Raw genomic sequence first — 15,750 nt, 5'->3', positions numbered from 1 at the left:
AGGGGCAATCGCAGTTTGCGACCTTCCTGCTCCAATCAGTCCTAGCGATCATTACCAGATTTTGATTTCTGACTCTAGATGAACTCCGAACTGCTCTGAAATCTTCGATCGAACCAGATCGATGAGCGTCAGAACATCGCCAGATTTGGCACCGGGATGGGTCACAATAAAGTTCGCGTGACGTTCGCTGATTTCCGCCCCGCCGACTCGAGTACCTTTCAAACCAGCTTGCTCAATGAGCTGGCCCGCACGCTGCCCACGCGGATTTTTGAAGATACACCCCGCAGATTGCGAGCTGAGCGGCTGAACGGATTTTTTCGTGATCCAGTTCTTCTTCAAAATCTGGGAAATCGCCTCGGAATCGCCCGGTGTCAGGACAAACTCGGCCTCGAGAATCACCAGATCGCCCAGGTTGCTTTGACGATAGTCGAACGACAATTCGTCCTTCGTCCTGACGACTTTCTCTCCAAGCGAAGTCAAGCCGGTCACACTGTCCACCAGTTGCGAGATTTCACCAAGACGGCCGCCCGAGTTCCCGCAGAGCGCTCCACCGATGGTCCCCGGAATTCCAGCCAGATTCTCAAACCCCGCCAGCCCCACTCGGACGGTTTCGGCGATCACATGGGACAGCAATGCACCGCCGCCCGCACGAACACGCTCGCCCTCGATCGATACATGGCCGAATTCGGGGGCGGTCAAGCGAATGACGGCTCCACTGACTCCTTCATCCTTGACCAAGAGATTGGAACCGCCACCCAGAATGTGAATCGGAATCTGCTCGTCATGACAGACTCGCACGACTTCCATCAGTTCTTTGACGGAGCGCGGTGTAAGCAGGTACTGCGCGGGCCCCCCCAAGTTCAACCACGTGTAGGGCGCCAGCGGTTCGTCCCGCTGCAAAATCGAATTAAAGGCGTCGAGTGAACTCATAGTGTATCCGGTCGATGTCGCCAGCCCCCATTGTCACAATGACATCTCCAGGGCGCGTTGCATCCTCCAATGTGGTCACGATCTGGTCAAGAGACGCGAACGCTTCGGCCTTCACTCCATTTTCGAGTATTCTGTCCGCCAACTGTTCCGCTACCTGTCGCGGCTGGTCGGTTACCGATTCTCTGGCGGCGAACACCGGAGCGATCAGCACCTGGTCGGCATCCCCAAAGCTACCGGAAAACTCATCCATCAGCGATGTCGTACGCAACACCTGATGGGGCTGGAAGACGCAGACGATCCGCCGGGTACCAAAGTGGTTTCGCAAGGCCTGCAAGGTGACTTTCACTGCGGTCGGATGATGTGCATAGTCGTCCACAAACACGATTCCGTCGTAATTTCCGACGAACTCAAGTCGTCGGTGAATTCCTTGAAATGTGCTGAGTGCCCCGCAGATTGTTTCGAGCGAAATACCGATTTCAAGGCACAGAGCGGTAGCCGCCAATGCGTTCAAACGATTGTGTCGACCGTAAAGCGGCAGCTTGATTTGTCCCACGGAGTGACCGTGATGCAGCAGTGTCCAGGTCTGCCCCCCATCATGCTCCTCTGCGTCTTGAATCGACCAGGTCGCCGAAGGATTCGTTCCAAATGAGACCCGCCTCGCTGCTGTCGTGGATGTCCCGAGAACAAGCGGTGAAACAGGACAGTCCGCGTTAAACAGCAATACCCCATCCGCGGCAATCAGGTCTGCAAAATCGCAAAAGGCATTCTGCAGCGATCGGAAATCGGGATAGCAGTCAAAATGGTCCGGCTCCATTCCCAGAATCGCGGCAAACCTAGGGTGGAAATCGAGAAAGCTGCGTTGGTATTCACAGCTCTCCGCCACAAATAGGTCGCCTGCCCCACTCCAACCATTGCGGCCAGATTCGCAAAGTTCGGCTCCGATGACTGCCCCCGACAATCGGCTGGCCGCCTTGAGAATCCACGCCGTCATTGCGGTTGTAGTGCTCTTGCCGTGCGTACCTGCGATGCAGACGCCCTGTGACGATCTCATCAGTTCGCCGACCATCTGGCTATAAGAAACCTGACGAAGCAGTCGTCGCTTCGCCTCTTGTCGCTCAGGATTGCTGATTGGAATTGCAGGGCTGTAAATCAATCGGCTGGCCGAGGCAGGAAGATTTTCGACATGGTGCCCCTGACGAAAGACCAAACCACGTGCCACCAACCGCCCGATCGAGGCCGTTGGCGGCAACAGATCGGAACCCGACAGTAGCCAACCGCGATCAAGCAGCAATTCGGCGAGCGCTTTCATGCCCGAGCCGCAAACTCCGACCAAGTGAGCCGATTGTGAAAGAACTTCATCCATGCCAAAACACTCGGTCTGTGATCGGAAAACGGCCATCCTGTGATGAGTGAGCCCAACAACTCGGCTGAAAGGACGGGAGTCAATCACCCCATTGAATCAGCCTCCAAATCCCCCCAAACCTCGCCGTTGTCATATTCCTCGGCGTGATTCCCCCAAGCCGGGACTGCTAGGTGGAAATTCCGTTCGAATCGAACTCCTAACTCGATTCCACTTCAGAACTTGTTGCCGTCTCGCTCAATTGGGTGGTTGATCATCAGCCACCACAAGGATACACTCTTCCTGCCGCGCCGTCGTCCCCGGTCTTCGAGGTGACCGTCGGAGACTGAATCGGCTTGGGCATTCTTCCTCATTTCGCATCGTGCACAGTTGACCGGTTCAACTTCGGATCTGCTTTATGAATCAGATTGTCGATATTCGCCGCACTGACGACCCTCGCGATGCAATTCATCGTGCGTGTCACCGGTTGGCGGATGGCGATCTGGTCGCGTTTCCGACAGAGACGTTGTATTTGATCGTCGCGAACCCATTGAGCGAGCTTGGTATGCGGAAACTCGTGGAACTCGATCCACGGGGACGACGAACGATTCTACTGAAATCCTGCTTTGAATTGTGGGACTATCTGCCACAGATGCCGCCGCACGCCGATAAGCTTTCGCGTCGCGCCTGGCCGGGACCGCTCACGCTTTCGATACCTCATGCGAATGTTGATGGAGTCTTTCGCGACTTTAGTCACGCCACGCAGCAAGCCCTCATTTCCACCGACAACGCGGTCAGCTTCCGCGTTTCGGCTCAAGAGATTCTGCAAGAAGTGTTGAGGCTATCCCCTGCTCCTTTGATCGCGTGCGCCGAACACATTGGTGACATGCGGATGCCGCGCAACGCAGCAGATCTTGCAGCGCAATTCGGCGAACACGTTGCGATGATTTTGGACGATGGCCCCACCCGTTACGGTGAACCATCCACCACTGTCCGCGTCGATCATAATGACTGGACGATTGCAGAACCGGGTGTCGTCTCCGATTGCACATTGCAGCGACTCTGCAGCGAAGTTTATCTATTCGTCTGCACAGGAAACACGTGCCGAAGCCCGATGGCGGAGGCACTATTCCGCAAACTGCTCGCTGAGCGACTGCAATGTCATGACGAAGAATTAATCGACCGCGGCTTTAACGTTCTTTCTGCTGGATTGTCGGCGGGTAATGGTTCCCCTGCCAGTCGCGAAGCGGTCAATTTGCTCGCGGAAGAGGGGATTGACCTTCGAAATCACGAAAGCCAACCACTGACGGAACGGCTTCTGCTACATGCTGACCACGTGTTAACGATGACCCGCGGGCACCGGCAATCCATTGTGAGCGCTTACCCCGATTTTGCGGATCGCGTTAACTTATTGTCATCTGAACACCTCGATATCTCTGACCCATACGGTGGCGGAGCCAGAGAATATGCAGCATGTAAAGTCAGTATTGAGCATCACTTAAAGACATTGATCACTCATCTTATCCCGACCAGGCCATAGACTCTTACCTAACCACTTTTCTTGCTACAATGCCACGCGGGAAACTCCTTGAACCTGGGATGGGCTGGTTCCGGCGAGCCGATAGAAATGGCCCGCAATCGTTCGAGAATAAACGTATAAGTCCCCGCCCGAACTTCTTCGCGAATACAAAAACGTCTGCCGGACGGCCCGGGTTCAAAAATTGAGTCGAGTCTTATGAAAATTGTCGTCGCCAGTGACCATCGGGGCTTTCAAGTGAAGTCCCGAATTCTCGCCCAAGTTGCCGAACTCGGGCACGAGCCAATCGACCTTGGCCCTGAGACGGCAGAGATCGTCGACTACCCGGACTATGGTGCGAAAGGATCGCGCGCGGTCTCGGAAGGACAGGCGGATCGGGCGATTCTGATCTGTGGCAGCGGGATCGGCATGAGTATTGTCGCCAACAAATTTCCCGGTGTCCGCGCGGCACTTTGTCATGACGAATTGACGGCGGAAATGAGTCGTCGTCACAATGACGCCAATGTTCTGTGCCTTTCAGCTGACCTGCTGGGCGAGCGACTGACTCTTCGCATGATCGAGATTTGGCTCGAAACCGCGTTTGAAGGTGGACGCCATGCCCGTCGGATCGGCAAAATCGCCGACGTAGAACATCAGGTGGAATGTGGACAGCCCACCTCTCAATGCAGTCCTTGTGAATGATGTTCCGATTGCCAACGCAATCGTGAATACAATTGGAGCCGCGTTCGAATGTCGCCTGATCAACTGAAGTACTCGAAAACACACGAATGGGTCGCCCTTGAGGGCACGACTGCGACGATTGGAATCACCGACTTTGCGGTGCACCTTCTCAGCGATCTCGTCTTTGCGGACCTGCCCCCCATCGGCAAGAAAATGACGCAAGGACAGCCATTCGGTGAAGTGGAAAGCGTCAAGGCCGTCAGCGATCTCTATGCGCCCGTCAGTGGTGAAGTCCTCGCCAGAAACGAACGCCTGACCGAACGTCGTGGTGCTGATGGCAAAACCATAGCCGCCGAACTGGATCTTTTGACGTCCAGCCCGTTCGCCGATGGATGGCTGATCAAAGCAAACGTGACCGACGTGGGCGAGCTCGGCAATCTGCTCAGCCAGTCGGAATACAAAGCACACTGCGACGCCTCCGCCCACTAATAGACGATTCCGAAAACGGAGTTTCAAGTAAGGTATTCCCGTTGTCTTATCTCTTCTCGACTGCCGACGAACAGCGGCAGATGCTTGAGCGAATCGGTGTCGGTTCCCTGCAGACTCTGCTCGATCAAATTCCTTCGGAACTGCAGCTCAAACAGCCGCTGGATTTGCCTCGTGCGCTGACCGAACTCGAACTGCAGCAAGAGTTGACTCGCCTGGCCGCCTTGAACGCAGGTGCCACCACACGCGCCTGCTTTATGGGTGGCGGAGCCTACGACCACTTCATCCCCAGCGTGGTCGACGAAGTCACCTCGCGTGGTGAGTTTTATACCGCGTATACCCCGTATCAGGCCGAAGCCAGCCAAGGTACGCTTCAAGCGTTCTTCGAATTCCAATCGATGATCGCCGAGGTAACAGGTCTCGATGTCGCCAACTCCAGCCTGTATGAGGGTGGCAGTGGCGTCGCCGAGGCCGTGCTAATGGCCATGCGTTGCACAGACCGGAGTGGGCGTGTCGTCGTGCTGGGGTCAATCAACCCCCAAGCCACCGAAACGCTCAAGACCTACCTGGTGAACAAGACGACCGAGCTCGTTGTGGTCCCCGCCCCGAATGGATTCGTCAACCCGTCGGAATTGGCCTCAGTCATCAATGACCAGACGGCATGTGTCGTCGTCCAGCAACCGAACTTTTTTGGATGCCTCGAAAGCGTCGAAGCCATCGGACAGGCCGCACATCAGGCCGGAGCGTTGCTCGTCGTTTCGTTCGATCCCCTTAGCTTGGGGATCCTGAAGCGCCCAGGGGACCTTGGCGCGGATATCGCCGTCGCAGAAGGACAGTCCCTGGGCATCCCGCTCCAATTCGGCGGACCCTACCTGGGAATCCTCGCATGTCGTCAGCAATTCGTCAGAAAAATGCCGGGACGACTGATCGGTCAAACGGTCGACCGAAACGGTCAGCGATGTTACTTTTTGAACCTGCAGGCACGCGAACAACATATCCGCCGTGCTGGAGCAATGAGTAACATCTGCACGAACCAGGGACTGATGGCCCTGCGTGCCACGGTGTATCTCGCCCTGCTGGGCCCCAAAGGACTACGCGAAGTTGCGGAACTCAGTTGTCGCAAGGCCCACTATGCGGCCGACCGACTCAAGCTCATTGAGGGATGTGAACTTCGCTTTGCATCTCCGTTCTTCAAAGAGTTCGTGCTGAAATACAAGGACGGCGCCAACACGGCCATCCGCCGGGCCGCCGAAGCCAAGATCGATATTGGCCCCGCCTTGAATCGGTGTTCAGACCTCGACTGGCTGTCCGCTGAAGACCGTGAACAATGCCTGCTGGTCGCGGTGACCGAATCACGGACCAAGGACGAAATCGACCGCCTTGTCGACGCGCTGGCAAACCACTGAAGGATTTGCAGGCGGCAGACAAAAACTTCGTCATGCCTCCACACGGAGGCTCTCTCGACTCGCGCACATTGCCAAAGATCACTTCCGTCCGATGGCCTATCAATTTGACGGCCACATCGACGATATCAACATCCCCAATCTTCGCAGCACCAAAATGGATGCTGTTTCCAAACGTTAGGAAGACGTACGAAACCGATTCCCTTCATGGGAAACGTTGATAAACCCTGACTCTTCGGTCGACCGCAATTCCAATTCGGAACGGACGGGTCACTGAATTCGCGGCAAGCAGGCCAATGAGCCCGTACGCGATACGCGCGAACCTGCCTGGACAGCGTGGCTGCGCCAACAGGCATGCCATACGCCCACCGCGCCATCCCGAAGGGGACGGTCAGAACCGCCGGCGCAAGCCTGAGATTCTTTGTGCGTCGATGCCTTGCCACTAAGCAACTCGCCAGGCATCTGAACGGGCATGAAAAATTTGCACAACGTTTTTCCGCTAGGCATTCGTGCAAAGTCCCAATTTATCGGCCACAAAACCCAACGCGGCACGAGCCTTGCTTTATCAGTGACTTGTCGAAAAGACTTCGACCTGGACCGCCGCACGGACGCTGGACGAATTCGATGTTTCGCGGTCGTTTCCACCAAGGGTACGTCGGCTGGAAGTGTAGCCGGGGTTGGTCTGATGGCCATCACCGGGCGAGCGCCTATGCTTTCAGCCGACTACTCTTTTGAAGTGTGGCTGCGATGAATCTCAGAAGACGCGTGAGTCTGGCAAGTGCCACTCACGCGTCTTGCATTTCCTGGTGAACGATGCGGGCTGATCCACCCAAGTATCTCGAGCATGACCGACCATCAATCGAGCTGGCGTCACAGTCACCAATGGAATTGCTGAATCACTTCAGCCTGACCGTTGACCATCCGAATCGGAACGAGCAATTCCTGCTTGCCCTGCAAAAAACGAATCAGCGGCTGATCTGCGCCTCGAACCTGCAGTTCCATCGTCCACACACGATCAATCAGATAGCGATCGTCACCACTCTTCTCGATCTGGCTGCCGACCGCTGCACGATACCACAGCGCACTCGTCTCGCCTGCCCCTTCGAATCGCAGGATCCGCTTCAGCCCCACTTTTCGATCTGGGCCCACCAAGGGAATCGGCTGATCACTGATCGTGAGCCCCGAGAGCGAATAGCGGAAGATCGGTCGCAAGTTCTCGTCCAGCCGATATCCCAGGAATTGGTACCCTGCCTCTTTCGCAGAAATGGTCGGAACTTCACGATCCGGCTTATCAAGCACGAAAAATGGCACCTGATTGGGCAGCGGCACGACATCATCACCCAGCGGTGGCTCAAACCCCTGGCCACGTCCAGTCCAATGGCGTGAGGCATCCATGAACGCCCCGTGCCAGATCATCGCAAGTCGCATCTGATTCGCATCGAACGCCAGATTCACCCCTTCGGGATACCCCACCCCAATCGCACGCGCGCCGGCGCCTTCGATAAAGTTGCGGTAGATGATCGGTTCCGATTCCGGCTTCAGTTCGATCTGCTGCCGAATCAGCCCCGCGGGGACAGAGGCCTTATTGCGATCCGACAAGTACAACCACACGGCCTGGACCTGCTGGTTGACGTCACCGTTCAACACGTCCCGAATCGTCGTCTGTCCGAAGGGCCAGGGCGCCGGCATGCGAGTCCCCCGACGGTAGACCTGTGGATCAAGCACATAACGATAGAACCATTCGGGCCGCAGCCGCTGATTCATCGTCGTCAAACTCATCGCGCGAACGCCGGTCGATGCATGCGAACCGAAGTCATGGCACTTGATGCAGGACAATGCCTGCCCGCCCACTAGATGACGACCGGCCGACTTGACGCGATATTCCGGCTCGGTGAATTCCGCATTGGGCAGACGATCATCCACCTTGTCGACCGCCTCAAATTGTGAGACCAACTGTTCGACATTTGCAGGACCAAACTTGGGCATCCGTGTCGCCAGATACTGCTTCCGATCGTCCGAACTTTGATTCAGGACATGTTTCAGCCAGTCTCGCTGCAGCTTGTCACCGACCCCTGTCAGAGCTGGAGGCAAGCGTCCTTCATCGCCCATCTCTTTCTGCAATGATTCAAAGGACTCGTTCCGAACCACTTCCACGCCGCCCAGCGTTCCTCGCTGATGGCAGGCATAACAGTTCAAAGTCGCCAGAGTTCGATGCACAGTTTCTGCGAGCGTTTCGTTCGCCGTGGCTCGAAGCGCCGCCCCCAGTGACTGACGCTGAGCGATGGTCAACCCGAACCGTGGAGCGCGTCCCGAAACGTTCTCGGCGAGACATCCAGCCCCTGAAACGAGCTCCCCAAGCGGCTTGGCGGCCAGCGTCGACACGATCGCCTGACCATCGACTTTCATTTGATGGCACGACGCACAGCCCAGCGTCGCGAACAGTGCTCGCCCTTTGACCACCAATTCCTGATTCAACGTGAACACAGGCGAGTCGGGACGTGAAACAGCGGCGGGCACCACCGGATCCAGATAGGCAAATCCCGCGATCGGCTGGCGCGTAATTCCCTGCCCCGAAAACTCGGCTTCTAAACTCGCCCCGCCGCCCTGCTGGAAAAACTCGACAACCACGCGATGAAATCCGACCGTTAACGAAGCACGCCCCTGCTTCGTTTCATGGGGATGCACGCCATCACAGTCGACGATCACCTGCTCGTCGATTGTCAGCCGACTCCCATCGTCGGAGCCCAGCCAGAACCGATACTCGCCCGCCTTGTCGATCTTCAGATATGTTGAGAACTGCACTGCATAATCGTTGCTGCGATCCGCAACTCCCAAACTGAATCCTGACACCACTCCAGACATCACGGGTGTCAACTCACTGAACTTCGGCAAGCCGCTCCAATTCCCCGTGTACAAGGAATACTTCACATTGGGTGACGTCAGACCATCACGAACGAAGTGATGCGCGAGATAGCGAACTTCGTCGTCATTCAAAGCAAACGCCGGCATCCGCCCGGATGGACGAACTTTGAGCGGATCTTTCAAGAAGGCCATTAAACTGGACGCGGTATACTTCTTCCCCACGTCCGGCAATACGACAGATGTCGGATGATCGGGTGCGCCATCGGCATTCGAATTGTGACAAGCGAGACACCCCACACGCCGAAACAGGACCGCTCCTCGGGTTGCCGCGTCCCCGTCGGGGCGAGCTTCAGAGATCGTTCCTGTCGAGGCGAGAAAATGAGTCAACGCTTCAACGCTGGAATCGCGCTGGGCCTCCGGCAATGCCGAGATCACATCGGGCATCGTGGTCCCGGGTTTCAATTGGTGCGGACTCGCGAGGAACTTCCGTAGCCAATCCGTTTTCACTCGAGACCCCACGTCATCCAGGATCGGTGCCTGCTTGGGCGAGAGTCGCGATTTCGCCTCAGCACTGGCCTGATGACACGAAGTACAGTTCAGGTCACCCAGCAGGATTCGCCCACCCGTCACAGGATCAAGGACAACAACATCTTCGTCGGCGTCAGCCGATTGACTGGCGGGAACGGCGTAAAATCGATCGAACCCCGGCACGCGCGGCGCCGTCTGATCGGCGGCCATCGCCGTGAACCCGACAACGTTCATGCCCAGCACCAAACACACACGCGCCATACGCACCAGCATGAAACAGATTCCTCACGAGAGACGGGGCTTTGTCCAAGCCAGACGTGGGTTGTATGCGACTACCCTTTCGGCATTTCCGTGCGACCGAGTGCCGAATCGTACTCGCTTACGGCGGGGATCAGCATCGCGATCGTGGTAAAGCCATAGGCTGCCACGACGAAGAGACACACACCCAGTGTCTGGCCGAGCAAAAAGCTGGTAATCGCATAGAACGTGCAAAACGGCAGAATTCCCGCGGCGAGCGTCAGTGCGGGAGATGGATTCCGGTGCGTCAGCGACGCCCATAGCCCCAGACTGCCCCCGAGAATGAAGACGAGGAAGCTGGGCAGTTGCAGGCCGAACGATGAACGTGCCTGCAAAATCAAGATCATACAAATGAAGATCCCGACAAACAGAAAGAACATCGTACCCAAACTGTTCACGATCGCGATTCGCGAGATCGAATAGCTTAAACCCGAATGCAATCCCAGCATCGCCGCAAACACCACCAGCGAGATGAACCCAATCGTCACATAGACGAAATTCTCGACCGATAGCACACCCTGGAACATGTACCAGATGATGAAGAGGAGCGGCGTCAGAATCAGTTCTTTGCTGTTGAACAGCACGCCGCCCAACTTGCCGAAAATGAACTCTTTCGCGCTGATGTCCGTCACCAGCAGCAATTCGAGCGTCCCGGCATCACGCTCGCTCGTCAAAGCCGTGACCCCTTGCGCGTTCACGAGCATCATGGTGAGAAGACTCAACGCCACGAACGCGGCACCGATCGGGGAAATCATCCCCAGCACCAGAGCCGAACCGGCTGGCGTCGTCAGAACCACATAGAACGCGGCGGCGGCAATCACCAGATATGCCAGTTTAATGACGAAGATTTTGCGGCCATAGGCCTTGGTCATCATTTCACGCCAGATGATGGGACTATTCCAAACGGGACGCGGCGGCCGAACCACACCCCGATCCTTTTCGTCCATCGTCGCCAGATCCCCCAGGGTGCGTGATGGGTTCCAAACCCGAACACGAAGAATCGTCACCGCCACAATCGCAATCGCGAGGAACGTCAGTGCCGCAGTCGACATTGACGCGACCTGTACGAACGAAACGCCGCCCGCCACATTTAGCGGATCGAGCACTCGTAGCATTGCTCGAAAGGGATTGAATGCCCCCACAACGAGCGCGACATTGGAGACGGATCCGATCGCGGCGAGAATCCCCTCGACCAGCCCCATGTAGATCACGATCCCGATCAGACTAATCGCAAGCGTCTGGAACGTCTTGTCGCGCCAGAAGGCGACGAGTGATCCCCAGCTTCCGGCGGCCAGACCCGCCGCCGCAGAAATGGCGATGGCACAGCCAATCTGGGCAAGCGAAACACCGCCCAGCAATTGCACGATCACGAAGACGGGAATCGAAACCGACAGTAGCACGATCGGTAACAGCAGACTGGCCGTCAGCTTTCCGAGCACCAGTTCACGATCGCGAAGGTCGGTCATGAGCAGCAACAACATCGTGCGGCGATCCTTCTCTTGCGCCACGTTGCCCGCCGCGAAGAGCACCGCAAAGAACAGCATCAGCGCCAGTTGGACCACGGCGAACACCTGGAAAACCAGTTGGCCGAAGCGCGCGATGTCGCCCAGATTTCGGACCTGCTGCCAGCCAAATGTCGTCTGAGCGGCGGTGTACATCAACACGAATAGCGCCGCGATGTATCCCGACCGAATCAGAAAATGAGTCAACTGACGTGGTACGGTGAGGGCTTCACGAGAAAACAACGGGCCAGCCAGCACGGCAGCAACTTTCGACGGAGGAGATTTCAGGATTCAGATCACCTTTGTCCAGACGGGCGATGATACCCCGCCCCAGCACGGTGATCCACTCGCCAGCCTACGAGATTGCCGCGGCTTTTGACGGCGCAGCCCGCCCCTTCCCTGTCGACAAATCCTGAATACAAGACTTCGCGACCGACAGCCCTGCTTGACAGAAGAACAACAACATCGCATTGGCTCACAACATTTTACGTCACAACGACAATACAACACCGACGACGAACGGATTCGTGAGACCAGGCAAAAGCCCAATTCAAAACAAGTGAAGGCCCAAATCCTTCTGGGAATTGCCGATCCGACTGCCTGGCGACCGTTAATCCGCCCGAGCCATGCAGAAGATCGAACGACCATTTCACACGAAGCCGTTCGCCCCCTTCAGCAAGTGTGTGCCTCGGCCTGATATGCGCTGGTTCTGGCACCAGTCGCATGCAAAGACATTTCATGAAAAATACGTGACCGAGCTGCATTCAAAAGTGTCTTTTTTTAAATATTGCCCGATTTTCAACTCTGCCTGACAAAAATGAGCAACTTGGGTCATCTTTCTATTTTTCAGGGGGAAACCACGTGATCAAGAAGTTGATCATTGCACTGCACACCCTGCTCAAAATCGCCGTTTTCGCAAACCATCGAACAGACCGGTAGCGGCAGCCTCATTGCGATGCAATGAGACGTCAGCGCGCCTTTGATCGAGGATGAAGGCCAATCCCCGTTGCATGGCACCCGCCACATCATCCACGATTTGGCGACATGGGCTTCGTGATCTTGCAGGCAGCCTGTTGAAGTAAGGGGGACAGACACATCGGCATTCACGATGTGATGGCGTTTCTTAATCTGGTCGGAGCCAGTCCCCGTTACTTCAACAGGCTGCTAGCCCGTGAATCCATCCACTTTCCTGAGTTCACCAGCAACAGTTTGCCAGGATAGCAAAGCCCAGCCGCTGCGCGACGAGCAGTTCCGGTGTCGTTTCCAAACGTTTGGAAGATCCACACCCATTTGAACACACTTCGGATTCATCACGACCATAGATCGAGACAAGTCCCCTTGATTTCCCTCTGTCTTCCGCCCCGAACCTCGTCACGAAAGCGACATACGAATCCCGTCGCCCGCAAAGTCGCCTGATTTTGCAGAGTCCGACTGCACGACGATCGGTAACCGATCACCGCCCGAAGAGAGGGGAACGGGCGTATTTTCCCGGTTCAATTGGAATCCATAGTGCATCGACTCGAATCTCCTTCCCTTGACCGCGGGGAAATGAGCCAGACCCGGTCTGTGAACGGCTATCGGGGAACGCCCTGAGGCAACGGGTTGAAAAACGATCACGGCAAGACCCGCACGTTTGGCATGGATGTTTTGAATGCGTTTAGCCCTGCTTCAGAAAAGCGATGCACGTCAATGCAAAGATGTGTCAAGTTCTTGAAGCTGGTCAGGTGCTCAAGGCATGCGTCGGTGACCGCGACGTTTCGTATCACCAGGACATTCAGTTCGCTGAGCCCCGTCAATTCCTTCAAGCCCGCGTCAGTGATTTGAGTATCGCATAGAACGAGGTCTTTAAGATGTTTCAGGTTCTTCAGCTCTTTCATCCCGACGTCTGTCACTTGCGTCATACTCAAATACAGAGTCGTCAACTGCGACAGATCGTTCAGCCCTTTCAAGCCTTCATCGCTGATTTGATTATTATGGAGGAACAACATTTTCAACTTTTTGAATGCCCCCAATCCCGAGACGCCATCGTCCGAGATTTTGGTCGAAATGAGGGACAGGTATTCGAGATTCGAAAGCCCCCCCAACTCTCGAACTCCCTCGTCAGTAACCGCCGTGGCATCCAAATCGAGGCCCGTCAGCGTCGTGAGGCTCGCCAGCTGTTTGGCTCCAACATCGGTGATCCCCGTTCCTCCAAGCCCCAGGGATTGAAGATGTTCGAGCCCTAATAGAGATTTGAGGCCCTCATCGGAGACTTTCGTACTTCCCAATCTCAAAATCTTCAGATGCTTGAACCCAGCTAGCTCCTCGACGCCAGCATCTGTGACCGCAGTCTTTCCGATCTGCAAGACATCCAATTCACCCAGTGTCTTTAAGGCTCTCAACCCGACATCCGTCAGCCGAGTGCCTTCTAGATGAAGCTCATTGAGATCTTTGTGCCTGGCAATGGCGACCATGCCCGCATCCGTGATTTGAGTGTCATTCAGATTCAGATTTGTCAGGTTTTTGATTTGACTCAAGCTCGAAAGCCCCGTGTCGGTAACTCCCGTTTGCATCAGATTCAGTGCCTTCAAATTCGTCAGGGTGGCCAGTTCCGCAAGCCCGGTATCGTCGAGTGACGTGAAGCCCAAGTTGAGCTTGGTCAAGTCGGTGAGAGTGCCAAGCGATTTCAGCCCGTCAGCGGAAATCGGCGTGTTCCAGAGTTCGAGTGTTGTCAGGTTCCGAAGAGCAGCAACCCCAGCAAGCGCCTCGTTGGTGATCGGCGAATGGCTCAGTACGAGCGTTTTGAGATTCTTAAGCCCACTCAAGTCGGCCAACCCCGATCCGTCGATCTTGGTCGTACTGAGATTGATCGTCGAAAGGTTTTCGAGAACGGACAATGGCTTCAGCGCAGAATCTGTGATCGCGGTCTCGCTCAGATCGATCGCCGTCAAGTTTCTCAGAGCAAGCAACTTGTCGAGACCTGCATCGGAAATCTGAGTCGCCGAAAGATTGAGCGTGTCGAGCTTCGACATCTCGCTCAATTCGCTCAGGCCCACATCGGAAATTGCCGTATATCTGAGATTGAGGGACGTCAGCGCGTTGAGCTTACGAAGCTCTTTCAGACCCAGATCCGTGATCTGGGTGTTGCTAAGATCCAGCGACTCCAATCGTCCGAGCGGGGAAATCAAATGAACGTATCTGTCATTGAATCGAGCGTTACCCGCAAATGAGATCCCCACAATCGGTTGGCCTGGCAGATCGGCATTTCGCTCAATCTTACCGCCAAGTAATTCCAGCTTTTTGACGGCCATCGCCTCGGCCGATGTTTCCTGTGCAACGGAAGCAGAAGCCGCCAGTAACGACACCACCAGTAGAGAGAGAACGCGAATCCGCATGATTGTTCCTAATCGAGGACCTTAGACTCAATCATAATCGATTCGCATCGGAACTACCGTCACGGTGTCTCTGCTGATTCGCGAAATCCAGAAGGAGACGTTTTGCCACCCGACCTTGTCGCTGGCGAGAGACAAGACCGAGCTTGGGAACGAGGAATCAACTGCTCGACTCGATACTGGTATCCGACGCCAATTCGATGACGTCGCGCTGGCAATGTATGAAGAACGTGATGTCGCCGATCCAATAGCGAAAGAACTTCCGAGGGTAACCGTTCACAGGCCGGGGGCTGGCTCATTTTCCCGCGACTAAGGACATCGTTGCGATGGTCGAAGCACTGTGGACCCCAATGGTCCGGAAAAACGTGCCTTCCCCCCTCTCTTCAGGCTGTGAACGGTTACCTTCCGAGGTACCTCAAGAATGTGCCTTAGAAGTAAATTCGTTCTTGTTTCCAAACGTTTGGAAGATCCGTCTTTTGAAAGATTTTTCCACCGATACGATGTTGCCAATGAATCGACGCCGGGGTGAATCAAGACACATTAAAGAGGTGATAGACCCGTGGTCACACAAGAACTGAATGACGCAACCCAAATAGTTTCATCCCCGACTGTGTGCAGCAACACAGACGGAACAAGGAAGTCAGTCATTCCTGATCCCTCCTGAGCCTCCACACATTCCGAGGCTCACAACGCGTTCGACGCAAATCATTGAATTGATATGGCGTGCATCATGACGTAATCGTTCACAATCTGAAGAGAGGGGGACACGCACATTTCCCCGGACCATTGGAATCCATAGTGTTTCGACCATGGCAACTCTGTCCTTAGTCGCGGG

The 15,750-nt window shown here is 55.5% G+C and carries 10 protein-coding genes; 4 read left to right on the top strand and 6 right to left on the bottom strand.

Going from position 1 to position 15,750, the window contains the following annotated elements; genetic code table 11:
• Positions 1–51 precede the first annotated feature (51 nt).
• Both murB and murC read right to left on the bottom strand, forming a co-directional pair.
• The gene (gene murB, locus OSO_RS0136025) at positions 52–930 is read right to left on the bottom strand and encodes a UDP-N-acetylmuramate dehydrogenase (RefSeq protein WP_010587655.1); all 879 of its coding nucleotides are present in this window, start codon (positions 928–930) and stop codon (positions 52–54) included.
• Positions 908–2,293: a UDP-N-acetylmuramate--L-alanine ligase gene (murC, locus tag OSO_RS49070; protein WP_010587654.1), complete on the bottom strand. Its 1,386-nt coding sequence runs from the start codon at positions 2,291–2,293 to the stop codon at positions 908–910. Before murC ends, murB begins: the two co-directional genes overlap by 23 nt.
• A gap of 394 nt (positions 2,294–2,687) precedes the next feature.
• On the opposite strand from murC, the gene OSO_RS50455 reads away from it, so the two are divergent.
• From OSO_RS50455 to gcvPA, 4 genes are all read left to right on the top strand, one after another.
• Positions 2,688–3,809, top strand: a complete 1,122-nt coding sequence (locus OSO_RS50455; protein ID WP_010587653.1) for an arsenate reductase/protein-tyrosine-phosphatase family protein — start codon at positions 2,688–2,690, stop codon at positions 3,807–3,809.
• Positions 3,810–4,004: 195 nt separating this feature from the next.
• Positions 4,005–4,487: a ribose 5-phosphate isomerase B gene (gene rpiB / locus OSO_RS0136010; protein WP_010587652.1), complete on the top strand. Its 483-nt coding sequence runs from the start codon at positions 4,005–4,007 to the stop codon at positions 4,485–4,487.
• Positions 4,488–4,535: 48 nt separating this feature from the next.
• A complete protein-coding gene (gene gcvH, locus OSO_RS0136005) occupies positions 4,536–4,955 on the top strand; it encodes a glycine cleavage system protein GcvH (RefSeq protein ID WP_010587651.1) in 420 nt (139 codons plus the stop codon).
• A 41-nt stretch (positions 4,956–4,996) separates the two neighbouring features.
• Complete coding sequence (gcvPA, locus tag OSO_RS0136000; protein WP_029247825.1) at positions 4,997–6,358, top strand: aminomethyl-transferring glycine dehydrogenase subunit GcvPA; 1,362 nt, start codon at positions 4,997–4,999, stop codon at positions 6,356–6,358.
• 873 nt (positions 6,359–7,231) lie between these two features.
• Here gcvPA and OSO_RS0135990 read toward each other — a convergent pair.
• From OSO_RS0135990 to OSO_RS0135965, 4 genes are all read right to left on the bottom strand, one after another.
• The gene (locus OSO_RS0135990; RefSeq protein ID WP_010587649.1) at positions 7,232–10,018 is read right to left on the bottom strand and encodes a PA14 domain-containing protein; all 2,787 of its coding nucleotides are present in this window, start codon (positions 10,016–10,018) and stop codon (positions 7,232–7,234) included.
• 59 nt (positions 10,019–10,077) lie between these two features.
• Positions 10,078–11,802: an ABC transporter permease gene (locus tag OSO_RS0135985; RefSeq protein ID WP_010587648.1), complete on the bottom strand. Its 1,725-nt coding sequence runs from the start codon at positions 11,800–11,802 to the stop codon at positions 10,078–10,080.
• 1,113 nt (positions 11,803–12,915) lie between these two features.
• Positions 12,916–13,059: a hypothetical protein gene (locus OSO_RS51135; protein ID WP_157605941.1), complete on the bottom strand. Its 144-nt coding sequence runs from the start codon at positions 13,057–13,059 to the stop codon at positions 12,916–12,918.
• A gap of 98 nt (positions 13,060–13,157) precedes the next feature.
• On the bottom strand, positions 13,158–14,918 hold the full coding sequence (locus OSO_RS0135965; protein ID WP_010587645.1) for a leucine-rich repeat domain-containing protein: 1,761 nt from the start codon (positions 14,916–14,918) through the stop codon (positions 13,158–13,160).
• Positions 14,919–15,750 lie beyond the last annotated feature (832 nt).

Source organism: Schlesneria paludicola DSM 18645 (genome assembly GCF_000255655.1).
In the GTDB taxonomy this organism is placed as follows: domain Bacteria; phylum Planctomycetota; class Planctomycetia; order Planctomycetales; family Planctomycetaceae; genus Schlesneria; species Schlesneria paludicola.
The sequence above is the reverse complement of the archived record's forward strand: the minus strand, read 5'-3'. Positions and strand labels throughout refer to the sequence as shown.